We start from the raw sequence: 17,129 nt of genomic DNA, 5'->3' as shown, positions 1-17,129 counted from the left end.
CTTGCATTAATGCACGGCCACCTGCTTGCGCTCACCAAGCGGTGATACCCCAAAAAACCGGCTATAGCATTTGGAGAAATGTGCCGGGGACACAAAGCCGCAGGCGAGCGCGATGTCGCGGACCTGCGACTCGCTGCGCAACAGCAGTTGCCGCGCCCGCGCCAGGCGCAGTTCCAGGTAATACTGGCTGGGGGTGCGCTGCAGGTGTTTGTGAAACAGGCGCTCGAGCTGGCGCACCGACACTTCGTTCAAGCGCGCCAGTTCTTCCAGGCTCACCGGCTCTTCAAGATTGGCCTCCATGATCGCCACCATCTGGCTGAGCTTGGGTTGCGAGGTGCCCAGCTTCTGCCGCAACGGCACGCGCTGCTGCTCCTGGGCGCCGCGGACCCGGTCGCACAACAGCAACTCGGCGGCATGGGCGGCAATGTCGCGGCCACCGGGTTCGCGAGCGATCAGTTGCAAGGTCATGTCCATCGACGCCACGCCGCCGGAGCAGGTGTAGCGGTCGCGATCGAGCTCGAACAGCTGGTTGGAGATGATGATCCCGGGAAACCGCTCTTTCAGTGCCTCGATGTCTTCCCAGTGAATGGTACAGCGATAACCCTTGAGCAAATCCGCCCGGGCCAGCAGGTGGCTGCCGGTGCAGATGCCCCCCAGCGTCACCTGTTGGTGGGCAAGTTTGCGCAGCCAGTTGAGCAGGGGGCGGCTGCTGTGATTGGAGACAATGGGGTTGGAGCCGACCACGAACAGAATATCCAGCTCGGGGGCGTCGGCGATGGAGTAATCGGGCAGGATGCGCATGCCATTGCTGGCGGTGACCGGGTCCAGCGTGGCGCCGATCACCACCGTGCGAAACATCGACCGGCGCGCCGCCATATTGGCCATGCGCAGAGTTTCCACGGAGGAGGCGAAGCCGATGGTGGTGAAGTTGGGGATGACCAGGAAGCCCACGGTTTTCACCGACCGTTGTGCACTGGCTGGACTGTCCACGGGCGGTGTGTTCGCCTTCATCAATACTCTCCGCTGTACCAGTGACGCGTTGTGCGCACGCACCGACCTGGCGCAGCGTCAGCGCGTTTTCACGAGGGTGATGTGCAAGTGCCGGATGGTTGAATCTTACACCCAGTGCTCGCTCAACAGGCGCACCGCCTCGGCCTCCACGGCGCCTTCATCGGCGCCATCGGAGAACACCGCGCAGGTAGTGATTTCGGCTGCGCAGACACTGTGGTAAACCGCCACCACACTGCCAGGGCCGCAGCCGGTATGACCGCTGAGGATACGTCCTCCTGCAACCGGCCCGTGCATCAGGCCCAGGCCATAAGCGGGCGCGACCCATGGCCGTCCGGGGATCGGCCCGCCGAGCGCGCGCACCGTCTGCATTTGCTCAAGCAAGGAGTGCGCCAGCAGGTCGCCGGCGAACAGACGGTCCAGGCACAGTGCCGCTTCCACCAGCGGGCCGATCAGCAAGCCGTGGTAGACCCAGCATGGGTCATAGGTGCTCGCTGTGCCCATGTTCACTCCTTGCAAGTCGGCCTTGCAGGTCGCCAGGCGCACCCGCGTCAGGCCAAGCGGTGCGAACACCCGTTCCGCCAGCGCCTCGCCCAGGCCCTGGCGCGTCACGCGCTCGATCAGCCGCGCCACATACAGATAACCCACATTCGAGTAGCGCCAGCCATCTCCTGGTGCATAGCGCAGGCGGGATGCATCAAGGCGCTGCAGCATTTCCTCCGCCGCCCAGGGAGTGTCGCCGCGGGCAACCGCCCCATGGTAGTCGGCCAGTTCGCTGTAGTCCGCCAGGCCAGCTTCGTGGCGCAACAGCTGGCGCAGGGTGAAGGTGCCCTCGGGCAGTGGCTGATCCAGCGCGACCAGGCCGTCTCGCACCAGGGACAGGGCGGCAGCAGCCAGCACGGTCTTGGTGAAGCTCCACCAGGGGATCGTCGCATCAGGCCGATCCGGGGTCAGGGGGGTACCGTTGGAAACAAGAGAGAAAAGCATCGCTGGCTGCTCTGAAAGGGGGGGCGCGGCGTGAGTTTGCCAGAATGCAAAAGCCGATGACCAATTGATTGCTATCTGCTCATGACCGCATGCGATTCATCGCAGCCAATGCACCAGCACTCCCGCCACTGCGCATGAAATCAGCACTTCGATAACACCCCGCTTGAAATGCAGCAGCGCAATCGCGGCAATCAGCGCGAGCAGCAGCGCTACCCAATCGAACACGCCACTGAATCCGGCAGGCCACAGCACGTGATAACCGAAGAACAGCGCCAGGTTGACAATTACCCCGACCACGGCTGCGGTGATGGCGGTCAGCGGCGCAGTGAATTTCAGTTCGTTGTGAGTCGACTCCACCAGCGGCCCGCCCGCGAGGATGAACAGAAACGACGGCAGGAAGGTGAACCAGGTGACCAAAGCAGCGGCGAGCGCTCCGGCGAGGAAAGCCTGGTCGGGTCCAAACAGCTGCTGCACGTAAGCACCAACGAAGCCGACGAACGCCACCACCATGATCAGCGGCCCGGGGGTGGTTTCGCCCAGCGCCAGGCCGTCGATCATCTGGGTCGGTGTCAGCCATCCATAATGGCTGACGGCGCCCTGATAGACATAAGGCAGCACCGCATAGGCGCCGCCAAAGGTAAGCAGCGCGGCCTTGGTGAAGAACCAGCTCATCTGGGTGAACGCCCCGTGCCAGCCGAACAGCAGGGTGAGCGCCGCCATCGGCAGCAGCCAGAGGATTGCCCCGACAATTCCCAGGCGCAGCAATTTCAGGCTGCTGAATCGGGCATGCTCGGGCGGTGGGGTATCGTCATCGATCACCGCGGGACCGAAGGATTTACTGCCAGGTAATGCTGCGCCGCGCGTGAATTTGCCGGGTGCAAGACGTCCGCCGCCGTAACCGATCAGGGCCGCCGCCAGCACGATCAACGGAAAGGGCACGTTGAACAACAGGATGGCCGCAAACGACCCGCCGGCAATGCCCCACAGCCAGTTGTTCTGCAAGACCCGGGAACCCATGCGGTGAGCGGCTTGCAGCACGATGGCCGTGACCGCCGGCTTGATCCCGTAGAATACGCCGGCCACCACCGGCACCTCGCCGAAGGCGATGTAGACCCAGGATAATGCGATCAGGATGAACAACGACGGCAGCACGAACAGCGCACCGGCAATCACGCCACCCCAGGTGCGATGCATCAGCCAACCGAGATAAGTCGCCAACTGCTGTGCCTCCGGGCCGGGGAGCAACATGCAGTAGTTGAGGGCATGCAGGAAACGGCGCTCGGAGATCCAGCGCCGGCGCTCCACGAGCTCCTGGTGCATGATCGAGATCTGCCCGGCCGGGCCACCAAAACTGATAAAACCCAGCTTCAGCCAGAACCATAAGGCTTCCCGCAGGGAAACCGTGCGGGGTTGTGCCTGAGCCCGTTCACCTTGAGTCATTACTGGGCGCCAAACATTGCCGTCCAATAGATGCCAGCATTGCTTTTCGGATCCGTCGCGTAGGCCGCCCCCAGTTCCGTGTATTCGGGATTCATCAGGTTGGCGCAGTGGCCAGGGCTGGCGACCCAGCCGTCGACGACCTTGCCCACGGTGTCTTGCCCTGCGGCGATGTTTTCGCCGACGCGCTGGCCAGCGTAGCCCGCCAGTTCCGCGCGGTCACCCGGCATGCGGCCATCGCGATCCTTGTGGTCGAAGAAGTTGTTGTTGGCCATGGAACGCGAATGCGTTTCGGCGGCGCTCGCCAGTGTCGCGTTCCAGGTCAGTGGGGCGGCAGCGGCAAAGGATTGCGTGCCGCATTGGCGAGCCTGGCTGCGGGCGTTGTTGAGCAGGGTCAGGACTTTCTGCCCTTCGGCCTGCGAGTCGCCCAGGCGTGCGGCCATCAGCGGCCGCGCGAGCACGATGCGCCAGTCGCGCTCGTCACGACTGACGCCAATGTCGACGAATTGCGGGTCGAGCACCACGTGGCAGAAGCTTTCCCGAATGGCTTGCATGGCCGATTGCGCGTCCCGCGGGCCGGACAGGGTGATCGCCTGCACATTGACCATCGGGTAGCCGGCACTGGCCATGGCTTGCTGCAGGTTCCGGACGTTGGTGGCGGACAGTGCCAGGCGCGGATCACCCGCCAGTGGCGGCAGTTCCTGCGGTAGCTGGTCGGCGCAACGCTGGGGCTGGCTGCGGTAGAGGTTGATGGCATCGATCAGTTGTTTCTCATCGACCGCCAGCGCCTGGGCAGTGAATGACAGGCCCAGCGACAAGGCGGCGAGGCGCATAACGGATGGAATGAAGCGCATGGAAATCCCCTTGGGCAGATTGCGCCCATGATGCGCGATTTTACCCCTGCTTGCGCAATGCCTTTTTGTGCATCGAAACAGTTTTATTGGCCGCCGGATGAAATGAATGGCGCCTACTACAATCAAGCCAGGCCGCCGATATGACGTGTAACAGCGTCGATAATGCGCTGCCCCATCCGGTTCCTTGAGAAGGGTCGATCATGCGCTTGATGTGGACTGCAACCTGCCTGGCACTATCCCTGATTGGCGGCCTGGTAGTGGCCACTGAACTTGAACAGCAAAAAGCCGAGGACAAGGCTGAGGTCCTGGAGCACAAAGCGGCGGAGAAAGGCGCCGACGTCCCGGTGCCCAAGGCCGAAGCGATCACCACCTCGGAAGTCCAGGCAGTCGATCCCGCCGGCTCGGCGCCGCTGGATGACGCCATTACCTGTCTTGCGCGCTCCATCTACTGGGAGGCCAAGGGGCGTGAAACCAGGGAAATGGAAGCCGTCGCCAGCGTGGTGATGAATCGCCTGGGGCACGAAGGTTTCCCCGATACGGTTTGTGCCGTGGTCAAGGAGGGCTCGGAAAGCCGCAACTGCCAGTTTTCCTGGTGGTGCGACGGGCGCCCGGATCAGGTCAAGGAAGACGCCGAGTATGCGGTGGCCAAGGAGATCGCGCGCAAGGCGTTGAACCGAACCCTCAATGACCGCACGGCGGGCGCGATGTATTTCCATGACAAGACCGTGCGGCCGGATTGGGCGAGCAAGTACATCAAGACGGCGGATATCGGCAGGTTCAGGTTTTATAAGCCGCGGGGTGGGGACGCGAAGTAGGCTTGGTTAGTCTGAGGGGAATGAGTTGTCTGAGGCCCATCTGATTTCAAACGGTGATATGTCATGAACAGACTCTTTGCGTTATTGCTGCTCATATTTTCGGTAGGCACATCGTCGGCTTCGGACGATTTCCCCTATTTTATTGACGGTATCAACAGAATCAACGCAGTGCTGGGGAAGTCTCCATCACCCAGTCGAACTGACTTGATTGAGGTCAGCACCATCGGTTGCAACATTTTCACTCAGCTACTACACGATCCAAAGTTCGATGAGGGTCTTGTCCGGGTTTCGCGCTCGTCGCCCCAAGCCCGAAAACAGCTTCAGGAACTGGCCCGTAACTACGATCTGTTTCTGATGTCATTTGTGCCTGTTGAGGAAAAAGAGCTGCTAAAGGCAGGTCTCGACAAAGAAGTGGTCGCGGATCTGATTCAACTTATTAAAAAGTACCAGCATGCGGTCGCGACGCCTGTTGATCCCGGCGCGATCAAGGAGCAATTTGGCACTTTGCGCAAAGAATTTTGCGCCAGGTCGAAAGACCTGCAAGGCATCGAAGATGCTGCACTGGCCGACGCCACCGCCTCCCAGACTAAGCGTGGGTGGTATTGGCAGTTAGGTGGCGCTGCAGTCGTCGTGGTCGACATGGGAGCTTCCGCAGTCGCCATTGCCGGTGGAACAGTCGCTCTCCCTGGAATAGGTACGATTGCCGGTGCAGAATTTGCTGCAATCGTCATGGGCGGTTCGACTGTACTGGGTTCGGCAATCGCCTCCGATGCTAAATGACGCAAGCGTGGCTAGCGCTTATGTTCGCCGGTTTCGGTCGACAAAGCTGGTCAGTAATGAAATAGGCCAGAAGCATATTTGCGCGACGTTGGAGCCGTCTTGAGCAGTGGCGTCACCGTTCCATAGGGTTATATGGTCTCCGGTCAGTGCATCATTTGGACCTCGTCGCCAGTAATTCTTGAAGGCGATGATTCCCCGCGTGTGTGCTATGCGAGGGCTTTGGAGGTAGTTGCGAGCTTCACTTTTACTCAACTCGAGGGGTTTGCCCAACCGATCTTCAAGCAATTCCATAAGGTTTTCCGCCGAGGCAATCAACTTGCGACCATTGCGGTCATGGACGATGTATTTACTCCAGCCATCGAACAGCATGCCTGCGCCGGCGTCGTGCAGCGCCAGCGAAAGCCGAGTCGCGCACATGTTCATATGCGGTTTGCCCGCTCGCTGCTGTTTGAGAAATTTCTGGTCTGAGTAAACATCGGCATCGGTTCGGGCGATGCCTAGCGACTGCCACATCCTCTCGAACACATCGGGTTCTGCGGTCCGCGGACCAGGGCTCTGTGGCCTTGCTTCGGCCACCGATGGTTGCAAGAGACGAAACGGCCATGGCCAACGCGATTGTCCTGCCGACGGAACCTGGCTTGAGCGCTCACCGACGTCGACCTTGGTGTCACCCTTGGACACACTGAACGGAGCTCCGCGTTCCGCTGCTGCGCCGATAGCGGAGGTGATCTCAGGTTTGTCCAACGGTGACATTGGCTTGTCTCCTGTCAGGCTCGCGATCATCGCGTCATTCACTTTACCGATGGCTGACTTCGCATCGTCGCTGGAAATATTTCCCGATGCGGCATCTCGATTGATCGATTCTTTGACTTTGTTTCCCGAGCTCGATGAACCGCTTGAACCGGGAGGGATTGGAACGCCGGTGTAATAACTCACTACGGCCTTGACGATGTCGCCAGCAATCTCTTGTTGTTTCATATTAAGACTAGTGGCCATTTCTCCAAATTTTGTGGTGGTGGCATAGCTTTGGGATAGTGCCTCGCGGGCATTCTGCTGTGTGCCCTGCAGTCCTCGTGCGTCGGGGAATGGACTACCGGAGGCAATCGCGACGATGGCTTTGGCAAGGTCAAATGGCGAGGGGGCGTCGCCAACATTCGTGCGCTCCTGAACGACCACTGGCGGCGCCATGTTCGGCGTCATATTGGTCGGCGCCTGTGCGCGCGAAGTGGTCGAGAGAGGGTCGATTTGAGTTGGCTCGTCTGGCAGCGGATGCTCCCAATAACGCCAGTTACGAGCGTCATCGATCGCTTCGCAGCTGTTGCAACTGCCCATCACTGACTCGGCGAATACGCCACGCGTCGGTACTGCAATGCGCATGCTCGGATTGGGGATGCTCGGTTTGTACAGTTGTAAAAGGAGTTCATCACTGCTGCTGTTTGGATCAATCTCCATGTCGAGCTTTCCGGCGACATCATTGAAATAATCAAGTCGCAGCCCGGGGGAGAGCGGCATGACCAAGCTATTACCCACAATAGCGACCAGGCGGTTGTCGACTACTGATGCGACACTACGCCCGCCAGCATTAGGTGCGATGTAACCGTCGAGCAGGCTGAATCTGCGCTCGCTGTCCATCAGCGACCAGATTGCCTTGTGGTAATACTCCAGATGTTCGTTCAAATGCTGAAGAAGGTCTGTCCGGGCCATCAGGTCTTCTGTTTCAGGGACTTTCAAGTCTTCATTAAGCACGGGTGTGGGCATCCGTATGGGCGTGCCCAGCCCGGATGAGTTAACCCAGGCCGGTGATCCAATATTGGTCCTGTTGACTAAAAGGGAGCGCCTGAATTTTGTCGTGACATAGATAAGCAGATCGGCCAGTTCGATGCGTACATAACTGGGCAATGCAACGCTCAGCCCAACCCACACTGCATCGACCTCGTTTCTCTTGAAAGCTCTGATATCCGCGTCTTCCGTCAGCACAATTCGCAGCGGCATATCTGCCCGATAGCCAGATACGATGAGCCGCTTGAAATTGATCTGGGCATTGACAGGAACCGGTTGCGCAGGTGTTTTGTGCTCGATGGAAAAAGATAAGAAGCTAATCATTTTGCCAGCTAGAACCGGCACGATCTGACCGGTGTAATAAGACAGGCGCTCAGCTTCTGTTTTTGCCTTAAGTGCAATGAACAGCTGCTCAAGTTCATCCGGTGCGTTTATTGGGAGCTCAAAGAACCCTCGCCAATCCAGCGCATTGATATCTCCTTTTGGATAGGCGAACACCAGGGTCAGAGCCATTTCGCCATCAGTGCCGAGCAGATTTTCATCGGCATAGCTTTTACTCGGACCCGGATAGGTTGGCATGGCCAAGCGCTGGCATGCATCAAGCGCATCCAGCAGACGCCTGGAAGGGAGAAAACGCTCCAGCGTGCTCCGCCAACGCAGGGCCTTGGGGGCGTCGAACGGTTCAATCGGCATAGGAATATAGAGGCACTCGCGTACTGCGGCGAGTTCATAATCGACCCTGAAATGCCGTAATACTTCGAAGTACTGCACAGTAATCGCATGACAGGCATTACGGTTCGCGACGGTTTCCGTGACGGCCCGGACATTCTCCAACTGACTGACCTGCTGCACGGTGGTTACACGTTGTGACCGGTAGGCATTTGCAGACTGGATAGTCTTGTCGCGCAATTGATTAACGAAGCTGGCCGCCAGTGACTTGGTGGAGTCCTGGCTCGAACTGGACCAGGCGCTCGAGGAACCGCCACTTGAGCCCAGCGACAAACCTCCTATGGAAAAACCAAAGCCGCTGCTGCCTCCGCCGCCGCCCGAATCCGATCGGCCACGAAGTGTTTCATTCATCGCAGTGTTGACGATCTCGGATATTCCACGCTCCCGGCTGGCCATGTTGGACAGCGAGTCAATATTTTCCTGGCTGGAATCCAGGGACAGATTGTCGTCGCGTCCCCAGTCCAGCACCGCGATGTTCTTTTTTTGCAAGGGGGCCAGGGGCAGTGAATAGCGCAAGTCGCCGAGTGAATAGCCATCAGCTCGCCAGACCTGCTTTACCGTCAACACCCGACCATGGGAGATGGTCGCGGCTTGAGTAATAAGCGGTGTTTTATCCCAGACAATCGGGTCGCGCCTTGTCAGGGGTACCCGAAATAACCCATCGATTGGATTGCTCGGCGCAATTGAATCGGCCGAACCGGGCGCGATTTCCAGGTAACTGCGAGTCACCATGGGGTCGGTGGTGCGCACAACAATGTCAAAATTGAACTCGTCTACTGCACGGTCGCGATCACCAAACCCGAGGTCATTGCAGCCACAATCGGTGGTGAGTTTGCTGGTGATCTCGTCAAGATTGCCGTTTCGTAGTTGACTGTCGACTTCAAGCAGGATGGGTTCAGGGAATCGGTACGGGCCGGCCTGAGCTTCGCCTTGGAGCTTGAGTCCCAGTGGCAAAAGGAGGCCACTGACCCGCAGTAATGCATGCTGTGTGCTAATTGTGGTGTGTTTTGGGTAGTCGAATTCAAAGTACCCAGACTCGTCTGTTCTGGCTACCGCTAACGCCTGCGGCGCCAGCAGCACGGGAGGAATGTCATCCTCGTCGTCACAACAGCCATCGTCAGTGTGGATCTGAAATTCTTTTGGCGGACAGCATTCGTCGGCCAGATGAGAAAATCCTGGAGGCGAAAAAATAGCTAACGTACGAACGCCGAATGGCTGGCCGTCGGAAAACCAAAGTCGTCCTTTGACAGTTTCCCGCGCTTCGACAGCTTTCGGTCTGGACTCTCGCAAGAACGCTGCGCGCAACTCCTGAGTCGGTTCGATAACAACCTCGACGCCTGTTTTTTCTTCAGCCGCCAGCCAGCCTTCGAATTCATTGTGTTCTATGTAGTGGGTCAGTAACTGGGCACCGTCGGGTCCGATCACATCAAATCTGGCCCATGCGCCATAGTCGGTCCCGTCGTCAGGAAAGCGCACAACTCCACCGAGAATGAATCCGTACCTAATGTAATTGTCAGTTGCGCTGCTATGAGTATCAGTACTGGTGACGGTTTCTTTTGTAAGCCATCCAAGCAACTGAGTGGTCTCGAAAGGGATCACGCTTTCCACCGGATTTGGCAATGCCGGATCTTCAGGCGGTGTCACTGGTTTATCTGCCGAGGCAGCTCCACCGCCTGGTTCCTGCCCAGTCGGTGGCATAGTTTTTTTATTGCCCGATTGCCCATCCACCTCGGCAGTCGGGTCTGTGAATCCGAGCATTTCCATGAGGCGCCACAGCTCGTCTTTTTTTAGACCCAGCTCGTTTTCAAGCAACAACGCGCCTCGCTGATTGGTGGCTAAGGTCCTGATGTCGGAGTTTGTGCGCTCCGATAGAGCGCGCAAACCTGATTTAAGCCTCACTGCGTTGTTGGCCAGGCTGCTAGCGCCGTCTTTAAGGTTTTTTTCGATAAAACTGCGCAGTGAGTCGAGCAGGGCCGCACCCGTTCCAAGTGATCCAGGTAGTTTCTTAGCCAGGGCGAGGACTTCATCGAATACATCACCGAACAATCTCATCACTTCAATCGAGAGCGGTTCGCCAGGCCGCTCCTGAAAAGTCAGTACTACCGGGAACGGTAGTGCATGGTCCTCTTTTGAAAGGTTGGGAGAACCAGGCGCAGCAGAGGAATGATTCATTGGTGCCTTGAAGCGATCGTGCAATATGTCGAAGATTTTTTCGAACTGGGCTGCAATATCTACGCTGTCCGCTGACGAATCTTCGAACCGGAGTGTTCCGCTGATTTTTTTGCGCCCGTTCATTTTTCACCTTTGTCGGTAGAGGAATGATCGTCGGCCCGGGAGGGCGCCTTCTGAGTATGTTCGAAAGTGATAAGGACATGACGCATTGGCGCCAGGCACGCAGTTAGCTCACGGAAGTATTCTGCGCGTAATGCGTAGCTTCTTACTTCTGCGCGTGGAACTCTCACGGTGCTGTCGTCGCTATGTTTTTTTGGAATCATCAATCTCCTGCAAGCCGGAAAGTGTTGTCCAGGTGCGATATTGCCTACGGATTGCAGGCAAAGTGGACGATTGTTCGGGTTGCGATCGGCAGGCAGGTCTTCAAGGGGTTTTTCATTGACGTCGAGCTGGAATTTCTTGAAGCAGGTATTCCAAAGTTGATAATCAGCCGCGCTGGGGATGCTTTCATTGATGATGGAATTAGAGACCGTACTGTCGACAAAAAGACCTTTGTCGTCCTCTTTCACAATGTCCACCAGCAACTTGCGAACAAATTCGGCTCTTTTGTCTGCGAGCGGCCTATTGGAAATCTCACTGCCGATAGGGTCCGTCTGGGCTGAAATTCCTTTAAATTTTATGTCGTTGTATTGATTGAGCAAACGCGTTAACGCCGTTTTTGCTCTGTTGGTATGTTCGTCACTGATGGGGGTTTTGTGATTGAAATCGAAAACGAGATCAGTATCAAACGAAATGCTTGTTACCCCCGTCACCCCCTCGGTGCAGGGGATTGATCCGGGATTGGTGCACCAGTCGGGATGTTTGGCGATCACTGTGGCGCTGATGAACGCCAGGAGCAACAAAATGATGGTCATCAGCAGTGCTAGCAGGTCGCCAAAGACATACTTGGTGGGTCGCTTGGGATTCGACGGAGTTTCTTCGCCGGCGTCCCTGATGAGATTTTCCTGTAGTGATTTGAGATCGGAGTAGTTGCCCGAGTGCAGAAGTTCTGCTTGAGTTGGCCAGCTAGAGTATTGGGCAACGTCCGGTTTGTGTTCAGTTGCAGGGAAATCAAATCGGTTCAGCCGCTTCGCAATGTGTTCAGTGCTCATTCTGCGCAGATGGCCAGGGGCAGCACACTCGCCCAGCGCCTCGGCGCAAGTGGGTGTGAGCCACAAAATAACCGCATGAGAGCTGTTATTCAGAGCCCCGACTTTTCTCCAGTGTTGAACCAGCCACCAGAATACCGGGCCGGCCATGGCTGCCCCGAGCAGAAAGTAAGGGAGCACGCAATACAATGTTTCCATACGAGAAATGCTCCTGTCAGGACTTGCATACTTAAATGGGTATGCCTGTTTAGGCGGGTTGTCGTTGGAGAAACTTCGTGAGTTGTTCGGATAAACAATTACGACGTGTACTCGTGTGTGGGCTGTATAGTTATGAGTTAATTCTGGTTGTCCAGTGTGAGCTCAATAGTTACGTAAGGTTTAGTGTCATGTCGGTGTGTCGTCAAGGTCTACAAAAGTTAAACTATGAACTAAATCGCAATATGAGGTGGTCGGGTTGTGCTGTTTAACGCTATATCGGAGTCGACGTACTATGTTTCAATAATGAGATGGGTAGGTTGCTATTAAGTGAAGTGGAGCGTTGTATGTTTAAGTGATAGCAGTGCTCTGACGCTTAACGTTAACAGTTTACCCCTGTGATTTTCGGCACGGTATACGCTCTTTTTCAGGGTTTACTTCTGTGGATCGGCTCCATTTTGGTGCCAGGTACAGCTAACAGCGAAATACTTAATGGCGTCACCATTCTGCGAATCAATAACTTACTGATGTTTTTTTGTGCATAGCGTTGACCTGGCACACTCATTGCTCTTTCCAGTTTGCATCCTAGCGATGCACCCATTCCGGGACGACCCGGAGGCCCCCGGGCTTTGCGATATCTGGACGACCAGGTGACATTTTGACTAATCATCAGGAGGTTACTTATGGCGCCCACGCCTCGTATCACGCCGCATTCAGCATTCAAGACATTACCCCTCGTGGACATTCGCGGATTGTTTTGCCCACGCCTTGCAGATCGCATCGAAGCGGCCAGCGCACTCGGCGCGGCTGCTTCACAGGCAGGCTTCCTCTACGTCACCGGACATGGTGTCGACCCGCAGGTGATCAGTCGGCTGAAGCAGCGCACGGTCGAGTACTTTGCCCAGCCGCTCGAACACAAGATGCAGGACTACATTGGCCTGTCGAGCAATCACAGTGGCTACGTGCCTGAAGGTGAGGAGCAGTTCGTCGAGGGCAGTATCGATCACAAAGAAGCTTTCGATGTCGGCTTCGACTACCTGTCGCTGCAAGGGCTGCGGCCGATGCTCGGGGCAAATCGCTGGCCCGGATTGCCGGGATTCCAGGAGGACGTCAAGGCCTACTACGAGGCGGTGTTCAGTCTCAGCCTCACGCTGTTCCGCGGTTTCGCCCTGGCGCTTGGGCTGCCGGAAGACGCCATCAGCCAGCACGTGACCCATCCCCCCAGCCAATTGCGGTTGATCCACTATCCCTACTCGGCGCAGGCGCCAGTGGATCGTCCGGGGATCGGCGCACACACTGACTATGAGTGCTTCACCATCCTGCTTCCCACCGCGCCGGGCCTTGAGGTGTTGAACGGGGCAGGGCAGTGGATTGATGTGCCGCTGGTGGAGGGCGCGTTTGTCATCAATATCGGCGACATGATGGAAGTGCTGAGTAACGGCACCTATGTGGCCACGGCGCATCGGGTACGCAAGGTGGCCCAGGAGCGTTACTCGTTCCCGATGTTTTGCGCCTGTGATTACGACACCGTCATCGCCCCCATCCCGCAGCTGCTCGATCCCGCCGTCCCGAGTCGTTACGACCCGGTTTCCTGTGGTGACCATCTGTACGCTCAAACCCTGCAGACCTTTCGGTACCTCAAGCAGCGAGTGGCCAGTGGTGAGCTGAAATTGCCCGAGGACGCCAAGGCGCTTTCCTCATTCGGGCGTGCGGCGATGGTCGGAGAGTCCTGACATGCACCTGACTGAATTGCTCACCCGCTACCCACAGCAGCCGGTCCAGGGAGTGCCAGACTGGATGCTCGGGTTCTTCAAGCGCCAATCGATCAGCTTTGCCGACGGCCTGACAGATGTGCAGACCAACGTGTGCTGGTTTCAGAGTCGTAACTTCACCATCGATTTGCGCCTGCCCCAGGCCAAGTACCAGGTGCCGGCCAAGCCGCTGTCGGCCTGCAGCAGCGAAGAGCTGCAAGTGCTGGCCAACTACGAAGGCTGGGAAGCCTTGTGTCGCTGGGAGGACGAGTTGCTGAGCTGGCACACCGATACCTCCTTTCAGCTGCACAACCGCTGGCCGGAGCCTGCAGTGTTGAAGCGCATCGGCAACTGCATGATCGAGTTCGCACCCAGTGGTGCCTACGTCGAGGACTGGCGTTTGCAGTGTTCCAGGCCTGGGGCGCTGATCGGCCTGCGATTGCTGGAGGAAAGGGACCGCGATAGTGGTGAGGTGCATCACCGCGGCGGCGGTTTGATCGTGTGTGGTGAGCATGCGGCACTGGTGCTGGGCCGGTCCCAGGCGCTGGAAGGCGAGACGCCGTTGCCTGATCAGCTCAGGCAACACGCAGATGACCCGCAATGGCTGAGCCGTGCATTCAATTTCGAAACCTCGGTGGCGCAAGGCTCGTTGCAGGATGGCTTCACCGTCACCCTTTCAACCCGCGCCGAGCGGCTGGGCCAGGCGCTGATCCCGCTGCACGGGTTTGAACGTGAGGCCGACGGTAAGCATCTGGTGCAGACCCTGGTGATCGGGGGCAAAGCCCGGGAGCGTCGGTTCGTCATCGACACCCTCGAGCCGCAGGTGAGTTTTGCCCAAGGCACCGGCTTCACCCCCGATGCCGCGCAGTGGTACGAGCGTGAATCGCCGACCTTGAGTCGTTACCTGCAGTCGCTGGTTTGAAATCATCCCATTTATAAGCCGTGAGGTTTTCATGAAGGCATTCTCCTGTGTGTCCATTCGTTTTGCAGTCTTGCTGCTGGCGTTGTCCTGCGTAGCGTTCGGGGTGTCCGCCGGCGAGAAAAAACAGCACTTCAAGGTCGCCTGGTCGATCTATTCCGGCTGGATGCCCTGGGGTTATGCCAGTGAGCAGGGGATCATCGACAAGTGGGCGAACAAGTACGGGATCAAGATTGAACTGGTGCAGCTCAACGACTACATCGAGTCGATCAATCAATACTCAGCCGGGGCATTCGACGCCTGCGGCATGACCAACATGGACGCCCTGACCATACCGGGTGCCAACGGCGTCGACACCACCGGCCTGATTCTCGGCGACTACTCCAACGGCAACGATGCAATCGTGCTGAAGAACGGCAAGACCTTCGCCGACATCAAGGGCCAGCAGGTCAACCTGGTGGAGCTGTCGGTCTCCGACTACCTGATGTCACGCGCTTTGGATATCCACGGCATGTCCCAGCGTGACATCAAGATCATGAACACTTCCGACGCTGACGCAGTGGCTTCTTTCGGCACCGCGGGCGTGACCGCCGCAGCGCTGTGGAACCCGCAACTGAGCATGGTGATGAAGCAATCTCCCGGCGCGGTTCAGGTGTTCACTTCAAGGGAAATCCCTGGCGAGATCATCGACATGATGGCGGTGAATACCGCGACGTTGGCGGCCAATCCTGAGCTGGGCAAAGCCCTGGTCGGCGCCTGGTTCGAGACTCTGCAGCTGATGTCCGGCGAGAATGCCCAGGCCATTGCGGCACGTACTTCCATGGCCGAGCGCTCGGGTACCGATTTGCAGGGTTACGAAGAGCAATTGACCCAGACCATGCTGTTCTATACGCCCAGCAGCGCGTTCGACTTCGCCAATTCCGCTGCCATTCGCCACACCATGGACAAGGTTCGGACTTTCTCCTTCGCCAAGGGCCTGCTCGGTCAGGCCGCCACCAGCGCCGACGCCGTGGGCATGCAGTTTGCCGACGGCAGCACCCTGGGTGATCCACACAACATCAAGCTTCGATTCGACAGTCGCTTCGTCAACATGGCCGTGAACAACCAGTTGTAGGCGCACGCCAGCGGCATGGCGCGCTGCCGACAAAAAAGGCACCTTCGCAGGTGCCTTTTTGGTTTACCGCCGTATTACAGTTCCTGACCCAGGAAGATCAGCGTATTGCCATGGGCTTCAGCCGCAGCGCGCTGGTTGTAGCTGTCGCGATGGGAGCAGTTGAACCCGTGTTCGGCCTGCGGGTAGACGACGATTTCCACGAAGTCGTTGTTCTCGAAGCGCTCGGCGATCTTCTCCACGGCTTCCAGGGGAATGTGGCTGTCTTCTTCGCCGAAGTGCATCAACAACGGCACGGTGATTTCGTCGGCGCGGTCCAGTTGGTCCTGGATACCGCCACCGTAGTAGGTGATCGCCACATCCACCAGGCCATTGGCGGCAGTCAGGTAGGACAGCAAGCCACCGAAGCAGTAGCCGATGGAGGCCACGCCGCCATCCAGGCCGGGCTGGTCCTTGAGTGCGGCAATGGCCAGCTTGATGTCGTCCTGGGCTTTGCCGATGTCCGTGGCGTTCATCAGTTCTACCGCTCGTTTCCAGCCGGCTTCATCGTAAGTCAGCTCGATGCGCGGGCCGTTGCGCCAGAACAGATCCGGAACGACCACCAGGTAGCCGTCAGCCGCGTATTGTTCGGCGACCGAGCGAATGTGTTCGTTGACGCCGAAGATCTCCTGGATCAATACGATCCCCGGGCCTTTTTGCGTGTGTGGAATCGCCAGGTAGGCGCCGAATTTACCGTCGGCGCTGTCGATCTCGATCCATTGGGTGGTTACGCTCATGGTGGCTCCTGTCTGTGCGATTGGGGAATGTGCAGCTTGCCACGGTAACATTTCAATGCGTGTTACGGCGCCAGAAAATGCGTGCCAACAGCGTGTCGAGGCTGAGCTTGCCGGCGCCGCTGAATACCAGTGGGAGCAGGGCGACGAGGTAGATCAGCGGCAGCTTGAAATTGCCATGGCCTTTGTTGCTGATGGCGTAGCCCTGGGCAAGCTCACTTAATGTAGACCAGTCCGCCGGCCAGTGGACCGCCGCAGTGGCAACGATGGTCACCACCATCAGGATGATTGCCGAAACCCGCGTGCCCAGGCCCACCAGCAGGGCGAGGGCGCAGATCAGCTCGGCCCACATCGACAGCTCCCAGTTGAAGGAGGCGGGGACATGGTTGAACGGAAACGGGAACCGCCCCTGGATGTCGGCAAACCAGTTCTGGCCATTCCATTTTTCCAGGCCCGACTCGAAGAACTCCCAGGCGAGAAAAACCCGCAGGCTCAGCGGCGCGAGCCAGCTACCAGCGCGGTCGAGGTTGAGGTGCAGGCCTTTGACGGCCAAAGAGAGTGAGGTGCTCATGGGCTGGATCTCCGTTGCGCATTTTGATCGGCTAGGCCAATCGACAGTGGGATTTCAGCAGCAGGATGTATCGGTGTTGTGTCGCCGGGGCGGGGGGATT

General features: G+C 57.9%; 13 protein-coding genes. 5 read left to right on the top strand and 8 right to left on the bottom strand.

Translation table 11 applies throughout. The features are described from left to right. Window positions 1-6 precede the first annotated feature (6 nt). The 4 genes from cahR to ORL50_RS21925 form a co-directional block, all read right to left on the bottom strand. Entirely contained in the window at window positions 7-1,011 is a 1,005-nt protein-coding gene (cahR, locus tag ORL50_RS21940; protein ID WP_266017970.1) for a transcriptional regulator CahA, read from the bottom strand. A gap of 105 nt (window positions 1,012-1,116) precedes the next feature. Further along, window positions 1,117-1,995 (bottom strand): serine hydrolase domain-containing protein, encoded by an 879-nt coding sequence (locus tag ORL50_RS21935; RefSeq protein ID WP_266017969.1) that lies wholly within the window; start codon window positions 1,993-1,995, stop codon window positions 1,117-1,119. 96 nt (window positions 1,996-2,091) lie between these two features. Beyond that, the gene (chrA, locus tag ORL50_RS21930) at window positions 2,092-3,435 is read right to left on the bottom strand and encodes a chromate efflux transporter (RefSeq protein ID WP_266017968.1); all 1,344 of its coding nucleotides are present in this window, start codon (window positions 3,433-3,435) and stop codon (window positions 2,092-2,094) included. Continuing rightward, window positions 3,435-4,286 carry a CAP domain-containing protein gene (locus tag ORL50_RS21925; protein WP_266017967.1) on the bottom strand — a complete coding sequence of 284 codons (852 nt, stop codon included), beginning with the start codon at window positions 4,284-4,286 and terminating at the stop codon, window positions 3,435-3,437. Before ORL50_RS21925 ends, chrA begins: the two co-directional genes overlap by 1 nt. Before the next feature lie 200 nt (window positions 4,287-4,486). Here ORL50_RS21925 and ORL50_RS21920 point away from each other — a divergent pair, with 200 nt between their 5' ends. Both ORL50_RS21920 and ORL50_RS21915 read left to right on the top strand, forming a co-directional pair. Beyond that, on the top strand, window positions 4,487-5,101 hold the full coding sequence (locus tag ORL50_RS21920; RefSeq protein ID WP_266017966.1) for a cell wall hydrolase: 615 nt from the start codon (window positions 4,487-4,489) through the stop codon (window positions 5,099-5,101). 63 nt (window positions 5,102-5,164) lie between these two features. After that, on the top strand, window positions 5,165-5,881 hold the full coding sequence (locus ORL50_RS21915) for a hypothetical protein (protein ID WP_266017965.1): 717 nt from the start codon (window positions 5,165-5,167) through the stop codon (window positions 5,879-5,881). 18 nt (window positions 5,882-5,899) lie between these two features. Here ORL50_RS21915 and ORL50_RS21910 read toward each other — a convergent pair whose 3' ends face one another. Together ORL50_RS21910 and ORL50_RS21905 are read right to left on the bottom strand one after the other, a co-directional pair. Further along, the gene (locus ORL50_RS21910; RefSeq protein ID WP_266017964.1) at window positions 5,900-10,684 is read right to left on the bottom strand and encodes a T6SS effector amidase Tae4 family protein; all 4,785 of its coding nucleotides are present in this window, start codon (window positions 10,682-10,684) and stop codon (window positions 5,900-5,902) included. Then, on the bottom strand, window positions 10,681-11,907 hold the full coding sequence (locus ORL50_RS21905) for an OmpA family protein (RefSeq protein ID WP_266017963.1): 1,227 nt from the start codon (window positions 11,905-11,907) through the stop codon (window positions 10,681-10,683). The genes ORL50_RS21910 and ORL50_RS21905 overlap by 4 nt, the downstream gene beginning before the upstream one ends. Window positions 11,908-12,587: 680 nt before the next feature. Between ORL50_RS21905 and ORL50_RS21900 the strand changes: the two genes are divergently transcribed. Genes ORL50_RS21900 through ORL50_RS21890 form a run of 3 tightly spaced genes read left to right on the top strand, consistent with a single transcriptional unit; the run spans window position 12,588 to window position 15,688 of the window. Beyond that, entirely contained in the window at window positions 12,588-13,637 is a 1,050-nt protein-coding gene (locus ORL50_RS21900; protein WP_266017962.1) for an isopenicillin N synthase family dioxygenase, read from the top strand. Window position 13,638: 1 nt separating this feature from the next. Next, window positions 13,639-14,577: a hypothetical protein gene (locus tag ORL50_RS21895; RefSeq protein WP_266017961.1), complete on the top strand. Its 939-nt coding sequence runs from the start codon at window positions 13,639-13,641 to the stop codon at window positions 14,575-14,577. A 31-nt stretch (window positions 14,578-14,608) separates the two neighbouring features. Beyond that, window positions 14,609-15,688 carry a putative urea ABC transporter substrate-binding protein gene (locus ORL50_RS21890; RefSeq protein ID WP_266017959.1) on the top strand — a complete coding sequence of 360 codons (1,080 nt, stop codon included), beginning with the start codon at window positions 14,609-14,611 and terminating at the stop codon, window positions 15,686-15,688. Between the two features lie 74 nt (window positions 15,689-15,762). Here the strand turns inward: ORL50_RS21890 and ORL50_RS21885 are convergent, their stop codons facing one another. Both ORL50_RS21885 and ORL50_RS21880 read right to left on the bottom strand, forming a co-directional pair. Next, on the bottom strand, window positions 15,763-16,461 hold the full coding sequence (locus tag ORL50_RS21885; RefSeq protein ID WP_266017958.1) for a dienelactone hydrolase family protein: 699 nt from the start codon (window positions 16,459-16,461) through the stop codon (window positions 15,763-15,765). Between the two features lie 52 nt (window positions 16,462-16,513). Continuing rightward, window positions 16,514-17,029 (bottom strand): HvfX family Cu-binding RiPP maturation protein, encoded by a 516-nt coding sequence (locus ORL50_RS21880; protein ID WP_266017956.1) that lies wholly within the window; start codon window positions 17,027-17,029, stop codon window positions 16,514-16,516. Window positions 17,030-17,129: the final 100 nt, after the last annotated feature.

Source organism: Pseudomonas sp. RIT-562, from assembly GCF_026241895.1.
GTDB classification, from domain to species: domain Bacteria; phylum Pseudomonadota; class Gammaproteobacteria; order Pseudomonadales; family Pseudomonadaceae; genus Aquipseudomonas; species Aquipseudomonas mandelii_F.
The sequence above is the reverse complement of the archived record's forward strand: the minus strand, read 5'-3'. Positions and strand labels throughout refer to the sequence as shown.

What these genes read in the sequence shown, in the direction of transcription:
- ORL50_RS21885 (WP_266017958.1), bottom strand. Translation starts at nt 16,461, where the DNA reads ATGAGCGTAACCACCCAATGGATCGAGATCGACAGCGCCGACGGTAAA.
- ORL50_RS21880 (WP_266017956.1), bottom strand. Translation starts at nt 17,029, where the DNA reads ATGAGCACCTCACTCTCTTTGGCCGTCAAAGGCCTGCACCTCAACCTC.
- ORL50_RS21910 (WP_266017964.1), bottom strand. Translation starts at nt 10,684, where the DNA reads ATGAACGGGCGCAAAAAAATCAGCGGAACACTCCGGTTCGAAGATTCG.
- ORL50_RS21925 (WP_266017967.1), bottom strand. Translation starts at nt 4,286, where the DNA reads ATGCGCTTCATTCCATCCGTTATGCGCCTCGCCGCCTTGTCGCTGGGC.
- cahR (WP_266017970.1), bottom strand. Translation starts at nt 1,011, where the DNA reads ATGAAGGCGAACACACCGCCCGTGGACAGTCCAGCCAGTGCACAACGG.
- ORL50_RS21935 (WP_266017969.1), bottom strand. Translation starts at nt 1,995, where the DNA reads ATGCTTTTCTCTCTTGTTTCCAACGGTACCCCCCTGACCCCGGATCGG.
- ORL50_RS21915 (WP_266017965.1), top strand. Translation starts at nt 5,165, where the DNA reads ATGAACAGACTCTTTGCGTTATTGCTGCTCATATTTTCGGTAGGCACA.
- chrA (WP_266017968.1), bottom strand. Translation starts at nt 3,435, where the DNA reads ATGACTCAAGGTGAACGGGCTCAGGCACAACCCCGCACGGTTTCCCTG.
- ORL50_RS21895 (WP_266017961.1), top strand. Translation starts at nt 13,639, where the DNA reads ATGCACCTGACTGAATTGCTCACCCGCTACCCACAGCAGCCGGTCCAG.
- ORL50_RS21920 (WP_266017966.1), top strand. Translation starts at nt 4,487, where the DNA reads ATGCGCTTGATGTGGACTGCAACCTGCCTGGCACTATCCCTGATTGGC.
- ORL50_RS21890 (WP_266017959.1), top strand. Translation starts at nt 14,609, where the DNA reads ATGAAGGCATTCTCCTGTGTGTCCATTCGTTTTGCAGTCTTGCTGCTG.
- ORL50_RS21900 (WP_266017962.1), top strand. Translation starts at nt 12,588, where the DNA reads ATGGCGCCCACGCCTCGTATCACGCCGCATTCAGCATTCAAGACATTA.
- ORL50_RS21905 (WP_266017963.1), bottom strand. Translation starts at nt 11,907, where the DNA reads ATGGAAACATTGTATTGCGTGCTCCCTTACTTTCTGCTCGGGGCAGCC.